The 18684-nt window shown below is 57.5% G+C and carries 17 protein-coding genes; 10 read left to right on the top strand and 7 right to left on the bottom strand.

The features are described from left to right. Nucleotides 1–3 precede the first annotated feature (3 nt). Together ACXKZG_RS20850 and ACXKZG_RS20845 are read right to left on the bottom strand one after the other, a co-directional pair. Nucleotides 4–900 carry a LysR family transcriptional regulator gene (locus ACXKZG_RS20850; RefSeq protein ID WP_134823268.1) on the bottom strand — a complete coding sequence of 299 codons (897 nt, stop codon included), beginning with the start codon at nucleotides 898–900 and terminating at the stop codon, nucleotides 4–6. A 156-nt stretch (nucleotides 901–1056) separates the two neighbouring features. Next, nucleotides 1057–2358 carry an MFS transporter gene (locus tag ACXKZG_RS20845; protein ID WP_134823269.1) on the bottom strand — a complete coding sequence of 434 codons (1302 nt, stop codon included), beginning with the start codon at nucleotides 2356–2358 and terminating at the stop codon, nucleotides 1057–1059. A 480-nt stretch (nucleotides 2359–2838) separates the two neighbouring features. On the opposite strand from ACXKZG_RS20845, the gene ACXKZG_RS20840 reads away from it, so the two are divergent. From ACXKZG_RS20840 to ACXKZG_RS20830, 3 genes are all read left to right on the top strand, one after another. Next, nucleotides 2839–4461, top strand: coding sequence for an alpha,alpha-trehalase (locus tag ACXKZG_RS20840; RefSeq protein WP_049789639.1), 1623 nt, complete (start codon nucleotides 2839–2841; stop codon nucleotides 4459–4461). Between the two features lie 159 nt (nucleotides 4462–4620). Beyond that, entirely contained in the window at nucleotides 4621–5400 is a 780-nt protein-coding gene (locus tag ACXKZG_RS20835) for an ABC transporter substrate-binding protein (protein WP_488875429.1), read from the top strand. A 5-nt stretch (nucleotides 5401–5405) separates the two neighbouring features. Beyond that, nucleotides 5406–6497 (top strand): DUF2817 domain-containing protein, encoded by a 1092-nt coding sequence (locus tag ACXKZG_RS20830; protein WP_488875428.1) that lies wholly within the window; start codon nucleotides 5406–5408, stop codon nucleotides 6495–6497. An 80-nt stretch (nucleotides 6498–6577) separates the two neighbouring features. Here the strand turns inward: ACXKZG_RS20830 and ACXKZG_RS20825 are convergent, their stop codons facing one another. Continuing rightward, nucleotides 6578–7357: a HalD/BesD family halogenase gene (locus ACXKZG_RS20825; RefSeq protein WP_106381934.1), complete on the bottom strand. Its 780-nt coding sequence runs from the start codon at nucleotides 7355–7357 to the stop codon at nucleotides 6578–6580. A gap of 151 nt (nucleotides 7358–7508) precedes the next feature. Here ACXKZG_RS20825 and ACXKZG_RS20820 point away from each other — a divergent pair, with 151 nt between their 5' ends. Continuing rightward, complete coding sequence (locus ACXKZG_RS20820) at nucleotides 7509–8534, top strand: Gfo/Idh/MocA family protein (protein WP_013200430.1); 1026 nt, start codon at nucleotides 7509–7511, stop codon at nucleotides 8532–8534. A gap of 56 nt (nucleotides 8535–8590) precedes the next feature. Here ACXKZG_RS20820 and ACXKZG_RS20815 read toward each other — a convergent pair whose 3' ends face one another. Beyond that, nucleotides 8591–9007 (bottom strand): nucleotide triphosphate diphosphatase NUDT15, encoded by a 417-nt coding sequence (locus ACXKZG_RS20815; protein WP_471720692.1) that lies wholly within the window; start codon nucleotides 9005–9007, stop codon nucleotides 8591–8593. A gap of 181 nt (nucleotides 9008–9188) precedes the next feature. Here ACXKZG_RS20815 and ACXKZG_RS20810 point away from each other — a divergent pair, with 181 nt between their 5' ends. The 3 genes from ACXKZG_RS20810 to ACXKZG_RS20800 are packed head-to-tail and all read left to right on the top strand — an operon-like array spanning nucleotide 9189 to nucleotide 12744. Beyond that, on the top strand, nucleotides 9189–9710 hold the full coding sequence (locus tag ACXKZG_RS20810) for a sugar dehydrogenase complex small subunit (protein WP_013200432.1): 522 nt from the start codon (nucleotides 9189–9191) through the stop codon (nucleotides 9708–9710). A gap of 26 nt (nucleotides 9711–9736) precedes the next feature. Beyond that, nucleotides 9737–11326, top strand: a complete 1590-nt coding sequence (locus ACXKZG_RS20805; protein ID WP_013200433.1) for a GMC family oxidoreductase — start codon at nucleotides 9737–9739, stop codon at nucleotides 11324–11326. Nucleotides 11327–11328: 2 nt separating this feature from the next. Beyond that, nucleotides 11329–12744 (top strand): c-type cytochrome, encoded by a 1416-nt coding sequence (locus ACXKZG_RS20800; protein WP_488875427.1) that lies wholly within the window; start codon nucleotides 11329–11331, stop codon nucleotides 12742–12744. A gap of 38 nt (nucleotides 12745–12782) precedes the next feature. Here the strand turns inward: ACXKZG_RS20800 and ACXKZG_RS20795 are convergent, their stop codons facing one another. After that, the gene (locus ACXKZG_RS20795; protein ID WP_013200435.1) at nucleotides 12783–13196 is read right to left on the bottom strand and encodes a winged helix-turn-helix transcriptional regulator; all 414 of its coding nucleotides are present in this window, start codon (nucleotides 13194–13196) and stop codon (nucleotides 12783–12785) included. Between the two features lie 115 nt (nucleotides 13197–13311). On the opposite strand from ACXKZG_RS20795, the gene ACXKZG_RS20790 reads away from it, so the two are divergent. Further along, on the top strand, nucleotides 13312–14169 hold the full coding sequence (locus ACXKZG_RS20790) for an SDR family oxidoreductase (RefSeq protein WP_013200436.1): 858 nt from the start codon (nucleotides 13312–13314) through the stop codon (nucleotides 14167–14169). A gap of 3 nt (nucleotides 14170–14172) precedes the next feature. Here ACXKZG_RS20790 and ACXKZG_RS20785 read toward each other — a convergent pair whose 3' ends face one another. After that, nucleotides 14173–15333 (bottom strand): MFS transporter, encoded by a 1161-nt coding sequence (locus ACXKZG_RS20785; protein ID WP_471720690.1) that lies wholly within the window; start codon nucleotides 15331–15333, stop codon nucleotides 14173–14175. 89 nt (nucleotides 15334–15422) lie between these two features. Between ACXKZG_RS20785 and ACXKZG_RS20780 the strand changes: the two genes are divergently transcribed. Together ACXKZG_RS20780 and ACXKZG_RS20775 are read left to right on the top strand one after the other, a co-directional pair. Further along, on the top strand, nucleotides 15423–16190 hold the full coding sequence (locus tag ACXKZG_RS20780) for an IclR family transcriptional regulator (protein ID WP_488875426.1): 768 nt from the start codon (nucleotides 15423–15425) through the stop codon (nucleotides 16188–16190). 113 nt (nucleotides 16191–16303) lie between these two features. Further along, nucleotides 16304–16888: a YceI family protein gene (locus ACXKZG_RS20775; protein WP_488875425.1), complete on the top strand. Its 585-nt coding sequence runs from the start codon at nucleotides 16304–16306 to the stop codon at nucleotides 16886–16888. Between the two features lie 69 nt (nucleotides 16889–16957). Here the strand turns inward: ACXKZG_RS20775 and dld are convergent, their stop codons facing one another. Continuing rightward, nucleotides 16958–18652: a D-lactate dehydrogenase gene (gene dld / locus ACXKZG_RS20770; protein WP_488875424.1), complete on the bottom strand. Its 1695-nt coding sequence runs from the start codon at nucleotides 18650–18652 to the stop codon at nucleotides 16958–16960. Nucleotides 18653–18684: the final 32 nt, after the last annotated feature.

Genomic DNA, 18684 nt, shown 5'->3' with positions numbered 1-18684 from the left:
CCTTTATTTCAACCGTAACGCCTGCTGCAAATCCTCGATAAATACCCTGACCCGCGGTGAAATCAAACTGTCGGCTTTGGTCAGGATCCACGACTGATAGACGTCCATTTCCCATTCCGCTAACACCCGACTGAGCTTGCCCTCTTTGACGGCTTCCTGCGCGACGTATTCCGGCAAATAGGCAATGCCGCTGTTGGCGATGGCGGAATTCAGCAGCGCGGTGCTGTTATTGGCGCGAAAACGGCTACGTACTTCGATATCCAGCTTCTGCTTCTCTTTGCGGAACGGCAGCGAGATGGTGTGAGCCGGGCCACGGAACAGGATAAAGTCATGGCGCGGTAGATCGTCCGGCTGGGCGATGGGCGGGAAGCGTTGCAGATAGTCCGGTGCGGCAAACAGGCCCCAGCCGATGTCCATCAACGGCGTGCAGTGGGCATGCTCCGGCGGCTCGCGGCGGATCACTATCGCCAGATCGACATTGTCATCGACCAGGTTAACCGGGCGATCGGTCAGGTCCAGATCGACGCTGACATGCAGGTTATTGGCGACAAACTGATTGAGCACCGGCACGATGCACTGACAGCCAAAGGTGACGGGCGCCACCACGCGCAGGCTGCCGGTCGGCTCTTCGTGATACTGGCGGATAAACAGCCCGGCACTTTTCACTTCGCTGAGGATGCGCGCGCAGTAGTGATACCAGGTCATGCCGACATCGGTGACCACGATTTTACGGGTGGTGCGTTGCAGCAGTTTGGTGCCCAGCCGGACTTCCAGCGCGGAGATCTCTTTGCTCACCGAGGATTTGGATAATCCCAGCAGCTTTGCCGCTTCGGTATAGCTCAGCGTCTCCACCACTTTGGCGAAGATCACCATCCCCTGCAGGTTTTCTACGTCGCTCATCGCCGGTCCGGCTCCTGAAAATTCGCTGCCTGAACAGGGTCGCAGGCGGGGAATAAAGGGGTGTGATAATCAGGGGCGCTAGCTTAATGGTTGGGCAGGGGGAAGTAAATCGTCACGGCAGGCGAGCAGGGGCGGAGCCTGAGCTCCGCCCGCCGGTTAGCGAACTTTTTTCACCAGCACCGGGATCTTACGCAGGTTGTTGGCCAGAAACAGGCCGCCGATCAGCATCACCGCCACAAAGGCGGAAACGCCCATCCAGCCCCAGTTGTGCCAGAACACGCCACCAAGCGTACCGGCGACGCTGGAGCCGAGGTAATAGAAGAACAGGTACAGCGACGACGCCTGTCCTCGGGCGCGGCGGGCGCGGTGTCCTACCCAACTGCTGGCCACCGAATGCGCGGCAAAAAAGCCGGCGGCAAACAGCATCAGTCCCGGCAATACCAGCAACAGCGTGGTGAACTGGGTGGCTAACAAGCCGACCAGCATCAGGCTGAGCGCGCCCATCAGCACCACGCCACGGCCATATTTCACCGTCATCATTCCCGCACGCGGCGAGCTGTAGGTGCCGGTCAGATACACTACCGACAGCAGTCCGACCACCGTCTGGCTTAACGAGAACGGCGCGGCCATAAAGCGGTAGCTGACGTAGTTAAACAGCGTGACAAAGCTGCCCATCAGGATAAACCCGACGATAAACAGCATCGGCAGCCCCATGTCGCGCCACTGGAACATAAAGTTAACCAGCAGCTTATGCGGCCGCAGCGAGCAGGCGCGGAAATGCTGCGACGGCGGCAACAGGCGGAAGAACAGCCCGGCGGCCGCCAGCGCAAAGAGCCCGACCACAAACAGCGATACGTTCCACGAGAAGTGATCCGCCAGCATCCCGGTCGACAGTCGGCCGACCAGCCCGCCAATCGAGTTGCCGCTGATATACAGCCCCATCGAGAAGGAGAGGAACACCGGGTGCAGCTCCTCGCTCAGCCAGGTCATCGCCACCGCCGCCACGCCGCTGAGGGCCAGGCCGGTCAGCGCGCGCATCGCCAGTACGCCTTCCCAGCTGCTCATGGTGGCGCAGATAAGCGTGAAGAACGCCGCCAGCAGCAGCGAAATCGACATCACCGATTTGCGCCCGATGGCATCCGACAACGGCCCGGTGACCAGCAATCCCAATGCCATCATCGCCGTGGTGACGGAAAGTGACAGGCTGCTCTGGGCCGGCGTCAGATGAAAACTCTGCGAGAACACCGGCAGAATGGGCTGAACGCAATACAACACCGCAAACGTCGAAAGCCCGGCACAAAATAGCGCCAGCGTGGCGTGGGTAAAACGCCGGGTTCCACGGGTAATATAGGTTTTATTTATGGGAGCGGGTGTATCGAAGGGGGAAACTAAACTGTCATCCTCATCAGAGAGGCTTTCCGAGTGCAACGCTGCGGATTTATTTACTACCGGTGCCACGAGAGTTCCTTAATTAATCATTTAAAGGTCTGGTTTGCTATCAGATAAACTTATTTTTACCAGGCGTGGCAAGGGCTGCGCGACGATCTGGCCTGCACAGTATTCGACGGTTTAAATATAATGTAAATGGTAAAACCAATTATTTTTTATAAACGTAAATTTTCAGTTAATTTAATTTCAAAACTGGATAAATAAACATCATTTTAACGGTTTGGCTTAAGTGCAGGGCTGGCGGGCTTCTGAACAACGGCGATATGGAATGCTCGCTTTTCAATTACTGTAAATTAATATGCAGAATAATCTTAAGTAACTGCTTACGGTTATTTTTTGAAATATCTTCTCATCGTCGGTAATAAGTTCAATGGGTTGCGTTGTGAGACTGGGGTACTATACTGAGGGCTTGTTTCTGAAATTCAGCGCAATCATTGTCGATATCAATTGGCACAGGAGGTTTCTATCACTTTTAACCAAAATGACCTAATCATTGACAATAATCAGACTGACTACGAAGCCTATTATCACGATTACGAGGCGGGTCTGGAATCGGTCGTTGAGCCGCAACCGGAGTCGATTCGTGGTCTGCCCGCATCGGACATCCTGACGCCTTCCGATCGGTATCAGGAGCTATTTGAAGCCGTGCAAACGTCGCGGATATTTACCGACAGCAAAACGTTTGCCGACTGTGCGCCCAAAATTGAACCTGAAAGAATTCTGTACCGCTATTTTATGCAGCGTGAGCGCGAGGATTTTAATTTACTGGCGTTCGTGCTGGAGAATTTTGACCTGCCAAAAGTCCATGACAGCCGCTATGTTTCGGACCCCAATAAATCGATGGGCGAGCATATCGACGCGCTGTGGCCGGTGTTAACCCGTAAGCCGGAGAAGCACTCGGAGTTCTCTTCGCTGCTGCCGTTACCGCAGCCTTACGTGGTGCCGGGCGGACGATTTGGTGAGACCTACTACTGGGATTCCTACTTCAGCATGCTGGGCTTTGCCGCCAGCGGTCGCACCGATCTGCTGAAGAATATGGCGGATAACTTTGCCTGGATGATCGACACCTACGGGCATATCCCTAACGGCAACCGCACCTATTACCTCAGCCGCTCCCAGCCGCCGGTGTTTGCGATGATGGTCGAGCTGTTCGAAAAGGACGGCGTGCACGAAGCGCAGCGCTATCTGAAGCACCTCAAGCGCGAATACGAATTCTGGATGGACGGTGAAGCGTCGCTGACGCCGAACGAAGCCTATCGCCACGTGGTGATGCTGTCGGATGGCTCGGTGCTCAACCGCTATTGGGACGATCGGGATACGCCGCGCGACGAGTCGTGGATTGAAGATGTGGAAACCGCGAGAAACTCTTCGCGGCCGTCGAACGAAGTGTATCGCGATCTGCGTGCCGGTGCGGCGTCCGGTTGGGACTTCTCATCGCGCTGGCTCAGCGAGCCTGGCCGTCTGGAGAGCATCCAGACCACCAGCATTGTGCCGGTGGATTTGAACGCCTTCCTATATAAGCTGGAAACCACCATTGCGCGGCTGTCGGCCAGCAAAAACGACCATGCCACGGCCGAGCTGTTCCAGCAGAAAGCGGTGCGCCGCCGGGAAATCCTCGACAGATATCTGTGGGATGCCGAAGCGGGTTTGTATCGCGACTACAACTGGCGTGACCGTGAGAAAGGCGCGTTTTCTGCCGCGTCGGTAACGCCGCTGTTTGTCGGTATGGCGAGCCTCGATCAGGCCACGCACACTGCAGCGGCGATCCGCTCGCATCTGCTGGCGCCGGGTGGGGTACTGTCAACGGTGGAAGAGACCGGCGAGCAGTGGGACAAGCCTAACGGCTGGGCGCCAATGCAGTGGATGGCGATCAAAGGGCTGAATAACTACGGCGAAGAGCTGCTGGCGAAAGAGATTGCTACCCGCTGGCTGCAGATTGTCGGCGCCACCTACCATCGTCATCACAAGATGGTCGAAAAATATAACGTGGCCGGACGCGCGCCGGTGCTGGCGGGCGGCGGTGAGTATCCGCTGCAGGACGGTTTCGGCTGGACCAACGGCGTCACGCGCCGCCTGCTGGAGATGTATCCGGATGCCGCACCCAAACGCTAATCCGCGTTGTCACTGAATCAGAGCCTTCTTATGAAGGCTCTTTTTTTTGCGCAGCGCCTGTTCACAGCGAAGAAAAAATCCCCACTTTGCGCAATAAATCATGGTATGAAAGAGGATAACCGCTTTTTTATTAACCCTTTTTGCTTTTTGGGAGCCTGCATGAAAAAAATCGCCCTGTCTGCTTTGGTGTTGCTCGCCTGCGCCAGTTCACCCGCTTTTGCTGCCGAGTCGCTGCGTTTTGGCGTCGATCCCACTTTCCCGCCGTTTGAGTCCAAAGCGCCCGATGGCAGCCTGCAGGGCTTTGATATTGAAATGGGCAACGCCATTTGCCATCAGATGAAGGTGAAGTGCGTGTGGGTGCAGACCGGCTACGACGGCATTATTCCGGCGCTGCAGGCGCGTAAATTCGATGCGATCCTCTCGGCGATGGCGATGACCGACAAACGCCGCCAGCAGGTTGCCTTCACCGATATGCTCTACAACACGCCAAGCGCGCTGGTGACCAAGAAGGACAGCGGCCTGAAACCCGATGCGGAGTCGCTGAAAGGCAAGTCAGTGGGCGTCGCGCAGGGCACCACCCAGGAAACCTATGCCAAAGCCGTCTGGGCGGGCACCGGCATCAACGTGGTGTCGTATCCTAACCAGGAAGAGATCTGGCCCGATCTGGCGTCAGGACGGGTGGATGCAACGCTGACCAGCGCCGCCTCAGCGGAAACCGGCTTCCTGAAGTCGCCACAGGGCAAGGATTACCAGATCAGCGGCGATACCCTGTATGACAAAAAATACTTCGGCGAAGGCGTGGGGATCGGTCTGCGCAAAGACGATCGTGCGCGGGTTGAGAAGATCAACGCGGCGCTGGCCGAACTGCATAAAAACGGCACCTACGAGCGGCTGGCGAAGAAGTACTTCAGCTTTGACGTTTATCATATTCAGAAGTGAGCCTGATGCGATCTTTACCTGATTACAGCGCGCAGCGGGCGCGCTTTCTTGCCGCCGTGGCGCGGCTGGACGGCCACGTCACCCATTATCCCCATCCGCTGAGCGGGCCGAAGGGCGAAGCCTTAAGCACCGATGTGGCGGTGATTGGCGACCCGGCAGCAGACAATCTGCTGCTGATCGTTTCCGGCACCCACGGTGTTGAAGGCTATTACGGATCGGACAGTCAGATTGCCTGGCTGGACGGACTCGACGCTGCAACATTGCCCGCCGGTGTGGCGCTGGTGATGGTGCATCTGATCAATCCGTGGGGCACGGCCCACCTGCGCCGGGTGAACGAAGATAACGCCGATCTTAACCGTAACTTTATCGACTTCGCGGCCGGAGCACCGGATAACGCCGCCTATCGCGATCTGCATGCGGTGTATTCCTGCAAGGATCTGGATGGCGCAGCGCGTCAGCAGGCCGATGCGCTGTTGCAGGCCAGTCGCGAAGCGCTGGGTTGGGCGGGCGTTAAGCGCATTGTGGAAGCCGGTCAGTATCAGTTTGCCGACGGCATTTTCTTCGGCGGCCAGCAGGCCAGCTGGTCGCATCAGACGCTGAAAACCATCATTTCCCGCCACCTGGCGCAGGCGAAGCGCATCATCAGTTTTGATCTGCATACCGGCGCGGGCGCCTATGGTCATCCGATGCTGATGGCGATTGCCGAGCGGGATTATCCGGCGCTCGAACAGGCGCGGGCGATCTTTGGCGAATGGCTGACGGTGCTGATCACCGGCGCCGGACGCGACAGCGAAACCGGCGTCACCGCCACGGCGACCGGCTATCTGTCGCAATTTATGCTGGATCATCTGCCGGAGACGCAGCTGCTGCAGCTGGTGGTGGAGTGCGGCACGCTGGATGGGGAAGAGATGCATCGCCGCCTTCGCGACGATCACTGGCTGCATCTGTATGGCGATCCTGCCAGCGATCGCGGGCAGCAGATCAAGCAGGATCTTTATGACGGTTTCTATCCTTACGATCCTGACTGGCAGGCGCTGATCGCCTTCCGCACCCAGCAGATCTTCGCCCGGGCCTGGAAGGCGTTGTTGAGTCAGTAACCGTTGAATAAGTGATAAAAGGGCTGAATGATTTCAGCCCTTTTTTTATCGGGACGATCTGGCCGCTGCGGATTTAAAGCTTAAAGGCGGCCGTAAAAGGTCATGCGGGCGGTTTCGGACAGGGCAATATCGGGCTGGGCATTGTACGCCAGCACCACCAACATCCGGCTGGTATCGCCTTCGGTTGGCGTGACGCGGTGCAGCGCATTGCGGCCGCGGAACAGCACCAGGTCGCCGGGATTAATCGCCAGCTTCTCGACCGGCTGCTGCTGGTGCAGCACCTTTTCCACACCCTCGAAATTCATCTCGCCCGCTTCGGCATTGCGCAGATTGCTGACGTACTCAAACACGCCGCCGCCCTGCGGTTTCTGGATCAGCAGGGTGATGGCAAACGACGAGTTATCGAAGTGCCAGCCTAGTTCCTGGCCGGTGTGGGCATAGTGCAGATTGATAGAGGAAAGGGAATCCGCATAGGGATACAGCTGCTGCTCGCCCAGCACGCTGCACAGAAACGCTTTAAATGCCTCGGCGTTATACAGCGTGCGCAAAGGGGAGTGCTCGGGCACCTGATCATCGGTGATGCAGCCTTTGGACGAGACAATCTGATGGTTGCGCGGATGATCGGCCGCATAGGCGTCATCCGGCGCTTTCAAATAAACGTTGTGCTTGCTGGCGGTATAAAACGCCAGATGCTGCTGCGCTTCACCCTCCTGGCGTATAGCATCCAGCGCGTCGGCAGTCAGAAAATTTCGCAGGACCAGCGCACCGCTGTCGTCCAGCGACGCTTTGCAACTGGCAAGGTATTCGGCATCCATAATCGGATGGGAGGACAAATTGATAATCGGGGCCAGCTGGGTCATCACACGCTCATCGTCATCAGTTATCAGGATTTCTTACTCTACTGCCAGTTGGTCTTGCTCACCAGATATTCGCCGGGCCGATTGGCTGGTTTGTGGTTAACTGACTAAAGTTAAAAGCTAAATTGTGATCATCATCGAACAGGAGCCACGCATGCGAATTGGACTAGTGGGATACGGCACCGGCGGTCAGAACTTTCATGCACCGTTTATTACCGCGGCAAAAGGCGTGGAGCTGGTGGGGATCGTCGCCAGAGCACCGGCCACCATTGCCCGCGTGAAGGCGGATTTTCCGGATGTCCCGATCTATCCAAGCCTGACGGCGATGCTGGACGCGGGCGTGGATATCGTCACCATCACCACACCCCCGCAAACCCGCCGGGAGCTGGTGCTGGAAGCGATTGAGGCGGGCGTGGCGGTGATTGCCGATAAGCCGTTTGCGCCGGATGCCGCCACCGGACGCGAACTGGCCGCCGCCGCGAAAGCGAAAGGCGTGGTGTTGGGCATTTATCATAATCGCCGCTTTGACGCAGATATCCTGACGCTGCGGGATGTGCTGGAACAGCAGCGCGTCGGCAAGCTGTGGCGGCTGCATAACCGCATGGATCTTGACGATCCCCATACGCTGGAAGGCGGCGAAACCGGCGGCCTGCTGCGTGATATGGGTAGCCACCTGGTCGATCAGGCGGTGTGGCTGCTTGGGCCGGTGAAATCGGTGCTGGCACAGACGGATAGGGTTGACCGCCCGGAAGGCCAGACCGATGCCAGCTTTGTCATCACCCTGACGCACACCAGCGGCGTGCATTCGCATATCTCATCCAGCAAGCTGAATCACCTGGCCGCGCGCGATATCCGTGCCTATGGCGACCAGGGCAGTTACGTCTCCAACGGCACGGACGTGCAGGCCAACGCCATCTTTGCCGGAAAGCGGCCGGCCGACGATCTGCAAGGTTGGGGTTATGAAGAGCAGGCGCTGTGGGGAACGCTGCGCACGGCGGCGGGTGAAGAACGCGTGCCGTCCGCTCAGGGCTGCTATCACGCCTATTACGAAGCTTTCGCCAGGGCCGTGCGGGAAGGGACCGCGCCTCCCGTTACGCCAGAGCAGGCAATTATGACGCTGGAAGTGCTGGATGCGGCATTACTCAGCGCCAAAGAAGGGCGGCTGGTGACGCTGGAATAAGCGGCTCAGCGGCCTGCATAAGCGACTGGCCCGATGCCTCTGACGATGCCGGGGCATCAGCGGCCGGTCAGTAAAGGCAACAGGCCGCCTTCCTGAAGCAGTGTTTCCAGTGGGGCGAACAGCGGCTGCGGCAATTCATCGGCGGAAAACCATTCCCATCCGGCACACTTGTCGGGTTCACAGCGCTGCGGCGTGCCGCTAATGTCTTCCGTCAGCATAAAAAGCGTAACGTAGTGTTTCTTCTCGGCGATAAAAAAGTCGTTAGTGAACGCGACCTTAGCCAGTTTTCCCACAACCAAACCCGTCTCTTCCAGCACTTCCCGGCGCGCACACGCCTCTGGCGTTTCGCCAAATTCCAGGTGTCCGCCGGGCGCTGACCAGCTGTCTGCACCATGGCTTCCCCTGCGTCGGCCCAGTAACAGCCTGCCTTCCCGCACAATCAGTACGCCTACGCCAATTTTTGGCTGGGTCATTTCTGTCTCCTTCGAGGGCCGGGTGAATCCGCCATTGTTAGCTTAATGGATTCAGCTGGTGAGTTTTATGTATTGGGTTTGTTATCAGCGCTGCTTAATAATTCCCTTGGTTTACAAAGCATTTACAAATGTGGGGTTATAACGTGAAATGGATCACACTTTATCAACAAGGATGATTACGATGTTATCGCGCAGACAATTTATGACTTCCGGTGCCGCCCTGCTGGGGTTTGCCGTGCTTCGCCCCGCGCTCTCCTGGGCTGCCACGCCCGCATCCAGCTCCGACAGCGCACAGTTTCTGGCCATTTCGCAGCTGCTGACCGGTAAAGCGTCGCTCAGCTCACTGGTCGCGCAGCGGGCGCTGAATGGGCTGACCGAAGAGGATAGCCAGTTTCCGCAGAAGCTGCAAAAGCTCGCGGCGGCGCTGAACGCGGCAGGGATCACTTCGGCAGACGCGCTTAATGGCCACGCCATTATGGCCGATGCCAATACCGGTGCGACGGCGAAGAAAATCGTCTCGGCATGGTATCTGGGCTTTACCGGCACGCCAGTAAGCCTGCGGGCGGTGGATAACACCCGCTTTGTCACCTACACCGACGCCTTGATGTACGCACCGACGCTCGATGCCACGGTGATCCCGACCTATTCCCGGGGCCATACCAATTACTGGACACAGCCGCCAGCGACCCTGAAAAACGACTAATTTTTCCCAATTTATGTGAGCACACCATGGACAAGCAATTTGATGCCGACGTGATTGTCGTCGGGTCCGGCGCGTTGGGCAGTAATGCCGCGACGACGCTCGCCCGCGCGGGTAAATCCGTGATTATTCTTGAAGCCGGTGAGAAGATCCCGCGATGGAAAATCGTCGAGAATTTCCGTAACTCTTCCAAAAAAGGCAACTACAACTCGCCGTATCCCAACGAGCCCTGGGCCCATCACTCCTACGACGAGCAGTACATTGAAAACGTCGGCTCTTTTGATTTCCGCCCGGGAATGTTGAAGTTAGTCGGCGGCACCACCTGGCACTGGGCATCCGCCTGCTGGCGCTATCTGCCGAACGATATGAAGCTGAAAACCCTGTATGGCGTTGGCCGCGACTGGCCGATGGAGTACAGCGAGCTGGAACCTTTTTACCAGAAAGCCGAAGAGGCGCTGGGCGTCTGCGGCAGCGATACCGACGATCAGAGCGGTCAGGCTGGCGGCGCATTCCCACCGCGATCCAAACCCTATCCGATGGAGCCAGAAGGCGAAACCTATCTGTTCCAGCGCCTGAAAGCGCGCCTCAGCCCGTCAGGCTATCACTTTATCCATGAGCCAAACGCCCGTGCGACGCGTCCTTACGACGGTCGTCCGGCCTGCAGCGGCAACAACAACTGTATGCCGGTCTGCCCTATCGGCTCGATGTACAGCGGCGATAAGCACGCGCAGCACGCGGAAGATGCCGGTGCGAAGCTGATGACCGATTCCACCGCGTGGAAGCTGGAAAAAGGCAGCGACGGCAAGATTGTCGCGGTGCACGTGCGCAGCTCCAAAGGGGTGGATACCCGACTGACCGCCAAATACTTTATCGTTGCCGCGCATGGCCTGGAAACGCCAAAACTGCTGCTGATTTCTGATGTGGCCAACAGTTCCGATCAGGTCGGCCGTAACCTGATGGACCACACCGGGATGGGCCTGCAATTCCTCGCTGACGAACCGATGTGGCCTGGCCGTGGTGCGGTTCAGCAGGGCGGGATTTTTAACTACCGCGACGGGGATTTCCGTAAAAATCACGCGGCGATCAAGCATGCCGTGTCCAACAACGTGCCGAATATGGCGGTGGCACAGCGTCTGATCGGCCAGGGTGTGATTGGCAGCGAGCTGGATAAACAGATCCGCCATCAGGCCGCGCGCTGGGTCGATATTTCAACGGTGTTCGAAATCCTGCCGCACGCGACCAACACCGTGCGTCCAAGTACCACCCGTAAAGATGCGCTCGGCATTCCGATGCTGACGGTGAATTACGAGGTGGATGACTATGTGAAGGCCGGCAAGAAGGTGGTGGATGCCGACTACAAAAAGTTCGTCAGCCTGATGGGCGGTGAAGTGATAGAAGACAATACCGGCTGGCAGAACCGTGACCACCTGATGGGCACGGTGATCATGGGTGACAATGCGAAAGATTCGGTGGTGAATCACGAGTGCCGGAGCTGGGATCACAGCAACCTGTTCCTGGCGACAACCGGCGTTATCCCGGCTTCCGGGGTGATTAACCCCACGCTGACCGGCGTCGCGCTGAGTATTCGTCTGGCCGAAATTATTGAGCGGGAGATCTGATCATGAAACTGTCTGGATCTTATTCTCTGCTGAAAAGCGCCGTGCTGGTGGGCAGCCTGCTGGCCTCTGCCGCCGCGCTGGCGGACAGCGCGGCCGATGAATCGGCATTAATTAAACGCGGTGAATACACCGCCGTGGCCGCTGACTGCGGTGCCTGTCACCGTCAGACCAAAGAAGACGGTGCGCCCTTTGCCGGTGGCTATGCCATCGACTCGCCGATGGGGCGGATTATTGCCAGTAATATCACGCCATCAAAGCAGTACGGCATTGGCAACTACAGCGAGCAGCAGTTTGCGGATGCGGTGCGCAAAGGCGTCGCAGCCGATGGCAGTAACCTCTATCCGGCGATGCCTTACACGGCTTACGGCGCGATGAGCGACGAGGATATTCACGCGCTTTACACCTACTTTATGAAAGGGGTGAAGCCGGCGGATATTCCGGCGGAAGCGAAAACTGACCTGAGCTTCCCGTTCAACGTTCGCCAGATTATGTGGGGCTGGAACCTGCTGTATCGCAACGATAAACCATTTGAAAAGCAGGCGGCCGCGTCCGATCAATTGAATCGCGGTAAGTATCTGGTGGATGTGCTGGCGCACTGCAGCACCTGCCATACGCCGCGCAATATGATGATGGCCGAAAAAGGCGACCAGGCGCTGGCGGGCAGCCCGCTGGGAAGCTGGTATGCGCCGAACATCACCCCGGACAAAAGTGGCATTGGCGACTGGAGTCAGGATGATATCGTCACCTACCTGAAAACCGGGCATCTTGCCGGCAAAGCGCAGGCCGCCGGGCCGATGGGCGAAGCGGTGGAACACAGCTTCCAGCATATGAACGATGACGATCTGCAGGCGATTGCAGCATGGATGAAACAGGTCCCGGCGATCGCCACACCGTCCGCACCTGCGGCAACCCAGCCGGTGAAAGCGACCGATATTAATCAGGTGATCGGCGGGCAGGGCGATCAGGCGTCGCTGGCCGACAGCCGCAGCACCGATGGCGCGGAGCTTTACAGTGGCGCCTGTGCCAGCTGTCACGGTCGCGCAGGCGAGGGCACGAAGGATAACTTCTATCCGTCACTGACCCACAACAGCGCGGTCTCGGGTCAGACGGCCAGCAACCTGGTGATGACCATCGTCGACGGGATCCACCGTAAAAGCAGTGACAGCGATGTCGGCATGCCGGCCTTCGGTCAGCAGTTGGACAATGCGCAAATTGCGTCCGTCACCAACTACGTTCGCAGCCACTTTGCCAATATCGACTCGCAGGTGACGGCTGAGCAGGTGAAAACCCTGCGTGCCGGTGGCGATGCGCCGTTTATCGTGCGGTACGTCAACGTGTTGATGGCGGTTGGCGGCGGGGTTGCGCTGCTGGTGCTGTTTGCGTTGTATCGCCTGGTAAGCAAAAGAAAACGCCGTTAACGGCGAGGCGTCCCCTGCGCGGTCTGGCGGGGGACGCGTTACGCTTTTTCAACGTCGCCGGCATACTGGCGGCGATGATCCATAATCTGTTGCAGGTTCATCTCAATCCAGTCTGCCAGCCCGATCACCTGGCCCCGCACTTCATGTCCGCTGGGCGAAAGGCGGTACTCAACGTGTGGCGGAATAACGTCATAGGCTATACGCTCTACAAAGCCATCCTCTTCCATAAATCGTAACGTTTGCGACAGCATGCGTTCACTGATGCCGCCGATTTTTCTTCTCAGTTCGCTAAAGCGCAGCGTGTCATCCTGCAAGGCGACGAGGATCAGCAGGCTCCAGCGGCTGGTTAGCCGTTTCAGCACGTCGCGTGAGGGGCAGTTGGCATCGAACAGTTCACCCCGGCGAAACTTTTCGCTGAGCGAGTCACAGGCCACATCTTGATTTTTTTTCACACTAACATTCCTGTAAGTACTTACTTTTGATTAGTGTATGGCATAGGCTGGTTGGGTGAAAGCGATTTCGGCGGCAGCGGCCGCCACACCTTATTAAAATCCACAGGAGATGATCATGATTGCTGTTACCGGTGCGACGGGCCAACTGGGCCGCTTAGTGATTGATGCTTTACTGAAGAAAGTGCCTGCCGCGGAAATTATTGCCGCCGTGCGTTCGCCAGAAAAGGCGGCGGATCTGGCGGCGTTGGGCGTGCAGCTGCGCAAGGCCGACTATGCCAAACCCGAAACCCTGGCCAGTGCCTTCAGTGGCGTGGAAAAAGTGCTGCTGATCTCGTCCAGCGAAGTCGGCGCGCGTGAGGCGCAGCATAAAGCGGTGATCGCCGCGGCGAAAGAGGCGGGCGTGTCTCTGCTGGCCTACACCAGCTTGCTGCATGCGGACACCAGCCCGCTGGGACTGGCAACGGAACACCGGGCCACCGAGCAGGCGTTGATCGCCTCTGGCGTGCCTTACGCCATCTTGCGTAACGGCTGGTATACCGAAAACTATGCCGCCAGCATTGCGCCGGCCATCACGCACGGCGCATTTATTGGCGCAGCAGCCGAAGGCAAGATTGCCTCCGCCAGCCGCAAGGATTATGCCGAAGCCGCTGCTGCGGTGCTGGCTGGCAATGAGGCTGCGGGTCAGATTTATGAGCTGTCTGGCGATACCGCTTACACCCTGGCGGAATTCACTGCGGAGATTGCCCGCCAGAGCGGCAAAGAGATCCAGTATATCGATATGCCACAGGCCGATTTCTCCGCCGCGCTGAAGGGCGCAGGCCTGCCGGACTGGCTGGCAGAGATGCTGGCGGATTCTGATGCCGCAGCGGCGAAAGGCGGCCTGTTTGATGACAGCCATACTCTGAGTAAACTGACCGGACACCCGACCACCCCATGGCAGGATGTGGTCAAAGCGTTCGTGACCAAAGGCTGATGATTACGGGAGAGTCTGACTCTCCCGTGCTTCTTTATGCTGGCTGGCATGGAATCGCCATAACACCGGCACCACCATCAATGCGATACCCGCCGCGCCACAAAAAATCCCACTGCGATTGCCAGGCATCAGCTCCATAAAAGAAGAGCAGAACTGCCCGGAAAAAATCGCCATCGACAGGTAAGCCAGATTTTGTCCCCGGCGACTGACCGGACTGTGCTCAACCACCAGATGATTGACCAGCGGCACCGACAGACCAAATCCGCATCCCATCAGAATGCCTGCGGCGATCAAGCCACCGGGATCGGAAGAAAATGCCAGCAGCAGATGCGCGGCGGCGTAGGCCAGAAACGCCAGATACAGCGTCGTAAACTCTCCCAGTCCTTTGACCGCGCGCGGCATCAGCCAGGCGGCAACCACCGCCATCAGCGAAATAAATGCCAGGTAATAACCCGTTTGCGCTTCGTTATAGCCCAGACCATGCAGCTGGAGAGGCAGCACGATCACTGCGGTGAAAAAGCACACCATCGAAAAGAAGGCGGCAAGATAAACCGGGATCAGTCGGGAGGTTGCTGGCGCGTCGGCCTCTTCCAGAACCGACTGATAACGGCTTTCATCCGGGCGGGGCACAAAGATCAGCAGCATCAGTAAAAACAGCCAGGCAAACAGATACAGACTGAATGGCCAGCGCCAGCCTGCCGTGGCCAGCAGCCCGCCAAAGAACAGGAAAATCACCCCACCCAGCTCAATCGACATGCCCTGACGCGCAATCATCTTCAGCCGCTGTTCGCCGCTAAAGAAGCTGGAAAGCAGCCCGGTTCCGGCTGACATCACCAGCGCCGTTGCGCCGCCTAACAGAAAACGGTCGGCGAACAGCACCGCCGGATGCGTCAGGAAAGCCCCGGCGGCGCCTAACGCGCCATAGCTGAGCAGACCCACCATCAGCGAGCGATACAGCCCTTTACTTTCAATGATTTTGGCGGCAATCGGCCCAAACATCACCACGCCCAACGAGGGCAGGGTGATCAGCCAGCTGGCCTGCCCGCTAATGCCCAAATGGGCGGCAACAGAAGGCAATCCTGGGACAATCACACAACCGACCATAATGGTCAGACAGGCGATAGCCAGCAGCGTAAACACCCCGGCGGTAGAAATCTGCTTCATGGTCTTCTCCATAATAAAAACGTCCGCACCGTCCGAATAGTGGACAGTGTGTCCGTATAGTGGTATAAGTGTCGTGGGAGAGTGCGTCAATGTCAATGGCCGCAGGAGGATCGACGGTGAAAGCAGAAGGTGAGTCTGGGGTTATTGCCCGGGCGGCGGCGGTGCTGAAAGTGCTGGAGAGTTGCCCTTCCGGGCTGAGTCTGACCCAGCTTGCGCGTCAATGCGGATTGCCCCGCACCACGGTTTACCGGCTGGTGGCCTCGCTGGAAGCGCAGCAGTTTGTGATGCAGACGGCGGAAGGCGTGACGCTGGGTCCGGCGTTGGCCCGACTGGCGGCGGCTGCGCATACCGATATTGTGGCCCTCGCCAGACCGGGGGTGGAAGCGCTGGCGCGCCGAACGCGGGAAACGGTGGATCTGGTGGTGTTTCGCGGGCTGCATGCCATTTTGGTAGAGCAATGCGTGTCGGATCAGGAGCTTCGCGTGGTGTCGCCGGTGGGCACCGCCTTCCCGGTCAATGCCACCGCGCCGGGAAAAGCGCTGCTGGCCGCGCTGCCTGACGATCAGCTGCAGGCGTTACTGTCGCAGCCGCTGGAGCAGCGCACGGTCAATACGCGGGTAGGGCGGGAAGCCTTGCTGGCGGATATCGGCAGTGTCCGGCATAAGGGCATGGCCATCGATCGCGAGGAGCATGCGCTGGGCGTCAGTGCGCTGGCGGTGGTGTTAGACCTGCCCGGTAACGAACGTTATGCGCTGTCGGTGGCGGTGCCCAACCTCCGTTTCGACGATCGGCTGGAAAGTTTACTGCGTGCGTTATTACAAACCAAAGCGGAAATAGAATCCCTGGCGGGAAAGTAATTACGCGTGTCGGCTAATCTTTTTGACAGACCCGGTCAAATATCTTCACTATCGGCACAGAGATTAATCTTGCACTATCAGCGGTACACTTCGCGAAAATAAAGGCTAGATTGATGTCCTTGATTAAAAAAATGTCCGTCCCGTTATTCATTACCGCCGCGTTATATTCTCAGTTCTCTGCGGCTGCGGTTGAAAGCTATGCGATGGATTCAGGCCACACCTCGGTCGTTGTCACCTGGACGCACTTTGGTTTTTCGCATCCTACGGCTGATTTATCTGGCATCACCGGTAATATTGATTTTGATAATAGCAACGTGGCGAAATCAAAAGTGAGCGTTTCCATTCCGGTCGACACCATTAATACCCATGTTGACGCGCTGACCACCGAATTTAAAGGTGCTGAGTATTTCGACGTGACTAAATTCCCCACCGCGACCTTCAAAAGCACCAAAGTGGTCAGCAAAGGGAAAAATAAAATGGACGTTTACGGCGACCTAACCATCAAAGATATTACCAAGCCGGTGATCCTGCACGCGGTACTGAACAAGCAGGGTATGCATCCGATGGTGAAGAAGCAGGCGGTGGGCTTTGACGCCACCACCACCTTCAAGCGCTCTGATTTCAAGCTGGATAAATATGTGCCAGCCGTCAGCGATGACGTGAAGCTGACTATTTCTACTGAAGCTTACGCGAAATAAGCTTTGTCAGTGCGGAAGGCCTGCTTTCCGCACTGCTTATCGTCCTCCTGCGCAATTTCCCTGCCTGCGCTACTGCCAGAACTTCTTCTTACTGGTTTTGCCAATCCCCGGATTACAGCTGTTGGTCGGATCGAGCTGACGCATATGCGACTCATGTTCACAGGACGCGTGATAAAGATGGCCGACGTTATGCTCCGCCGGATATTTCGCGCCACGCCGATCGAGGTATTCCAGCACATCATGTTTAAACGCCAGCGCATCCACGCCGGGTTTCAAAATATAGTCCTGATGATTCACAAAGCAGAAGAAGTGCCCACAGCACGAGTCTTCCAGCACCTGATCCTGCAACGCCTGCGGTAATTTAATTCGCCATTCCGTATCGTTCCGACGTAACGCCACGTCAAAGGCGATCAGCCGTTGGTCGGTATTAATCCCTTTATAGTCGCAATAAGAGATGGTGCAGCCGCCGACGCCAAAACGCACCAGGAAAGCATCCCGCTCTTCGCGCGCGTCGCAGGCAAAATACTGACCCGACCGAGCTGAGAAGAAGGTGTCCAGCAGCCGCTGCAACTCATCGGCATGGCGGGCTTCCGCTTTGATCATCAGATGGTGCTCAAAACGCTCGCGGTAATCGAGAATGCGTGGCGCAACCCCTTTTGGCGTCACATTGTTGGCAAACTGCAGCACTTTATCGACAAAGTTAGCAGGAAGGACCTTCAGGTTTTTTACCCGTATATCCCATTTCGCCTTGTTAGCCATCAGCTGCGGCAGGGCTTCAGGACCGAAGCGGTTGATCGCCCAGTACATATGTTTGGCGTAGCGCACGGTCAGGTCAAAGGCATCGCGGTGGATATATTCCGCCTGCAGCGGCAATTCCGACAGCCCTTCCAGCAGATAACGGCGCAGGGCAACCAGCTCGGTTTCATCATTGGTGCCGATATAAAAGGTGCGGGTGCGGTCGCTGGCATCGAACGTCGACAGGCGCACCGCGAAGACCGCGATCTTGCCGGCACTGCCGGAACTGTCATGCAGGTACTGTACGTTGCCGTTGTAGCGGGTTGGCGTGTCGGCATCGACATTACGCAGGATCGCGGCGTAATCATCGGCCCAGATTTTACCTTCCCAGTCTGGCGCCGTGCCGGTGGTGAACTGCTGCGACTCCAGGTTAGCAATCATCTCTTCTGGCGTGCTGCCCAGTTCAATACCCAGATGATTAACCAGTTGCAGTGAGCCATCCGCATTGATGCGCGCGAAAAGCGATTTTTCAGTGAAGGCAGGACCACGGCGGATCAGCGAGCCGCCAGAATTATTGCAGACGCCGCCGATAACCGACGCGCCAATACAGGATGAACCGATCACCGAGTGCGGCTCTTTACCGTGAGGCAGCAGCGCCTTTTCCAGTTCGGTCAGCGTACTGCCGGGGAAGGCAAGGACCTGGCGGGCCTGGTCGATTACCTGCACCCCTTTCAGCCTGCGGGTGCTGACAATCACCACCTCGCGGTCATAGTCTGCGCCATCCGGTGTTGAACCGCCGGTCACGCCGGTATTGGCCGCCTGCATCAGAATGATGGTGTCGCAGGCGACGCAGGCCTGCAGCACCTGCCAAAGCTGCATCAGCGTTTGCGGTATGGCCACCGCCAGCGCGTTGCCCCCGCCGACGCGAAAGCCTTTGGTGTAATACGCTTTGCTGTCCTCGCTGGTCAGCACCTGCTCTTTACCCAATACCTGCTCCAGTCGGGTAATGACGCCTGAATCCTTCACCATCTGAACTGCTCCTGAATGTAACCTGTCCAGCA

It is taken from the genome of Erwinia sp. 2186, from assembly GCF_057812255.1.
This window is presented reverse-complemented; position numbering and strand designations above follow the sequence as displayed.

Bases quoted from the DNA above. Each gene is read 5' to 3' on its own strand.
- ACXKZG_RS20850 (WP_134823268.1), bottom strand. From the start codon at position 900: ATGAGCGACGTAGAAAACCTGCAGGGGATGGTGATCTTCGCCAAAGTG.
- ACXKZG_RS20835 (WP_488875429.1), top strand. From the start codon at position 4,621: ATGAAAAAAATCGCCCTGTCTGCTTTGGTGTTGCTCGCCTGCGCCAGT.
- ACXKZG_RS20830 (WP_488875428.1), top strand. From the start codon at position 5,406: ATGCGATCTTTACCTGATTACAGCGCGCAGCGGGCGCGCTTTCTTGCC.
- ACXKZG_RS20825 (WP_106381934.1), bottom strand. From the start codon at position 7,357: ATGACCCAGCTGGCCCCGATTATCAATTTGTCCTCCCATCCGATTATG.
- ACXKZG_RS20820 (WP_013200430.1), top strand. From the start codon at position 7,509: ATGCGAATTGGACTAGTGGGATACGGCACCGGCGGTCAGAACTTTCAT.
- ACXKZG_RS20815 (WP_471720692.1), bottom strand. From the start codon at position 9,007: ATGACCCAGCCAAAAATTGGCGTAGGCGTACTGATTGTGCGGGAAGGC.
- ACXKZG_RS20810 (WP_013200432.1), top strand. From the start codon at position 9,189: ATGTTATCGCGCAGACAATTTATGACTTCCGGTGCCGCCCTGCTGGGG.
- ACXKZG_RS20805 (WP_013200433.1), top strand. From the start codon at position 9,737: ATGGACAAGCAATTTGATGCCGACGTGATTGTCGTCGGGTCCGGCGCG.
- ACXKZG_RS20800 (WP_488875427.1), top strand. From the start codon at position 11,329: ATGAAACTGTCTGGATCTTATTCTCTGCTGAAAAGCGCCGTGCTGGTG.
- ACXKZG_RS20790 (WP_013200436.1), top strand. From the start codon at position 13,312: ATGATTGCTGTTACCGGTGCGACGGGCCAACTGGGCCGCTTAGTGATT.
- ACXKZG_RS20785 (WP_471720690.1), bottom strand. From the start codon at position 15,333: ATGAAGCAGATTTCTACCGCCGGGGTGTTTACGCTGCTGGCTATCGCC.
- ACXKZG_RS20780 (WP_488875426.1), top strand. From the start codon at position 15,423: ATGTCAATGGCCGCAGGAGGATCGACGGTGAAAGCAGAAGGTGAGTCT.
- ACXKZG_RS20775 (WP_488875425.1), top strand. From the start codon at position 16,304: ATGTCCTTGATTAAAAAAATGTCCGTCCCGTTATTCATTACCGCCGCG.
- dld (WP_488875424.1), bottom strand. From the start codon at position 18,652: ATGGTGAAGGATTCAGGCGTCATTACCCGACTGGAGCAGGTATTGGGT.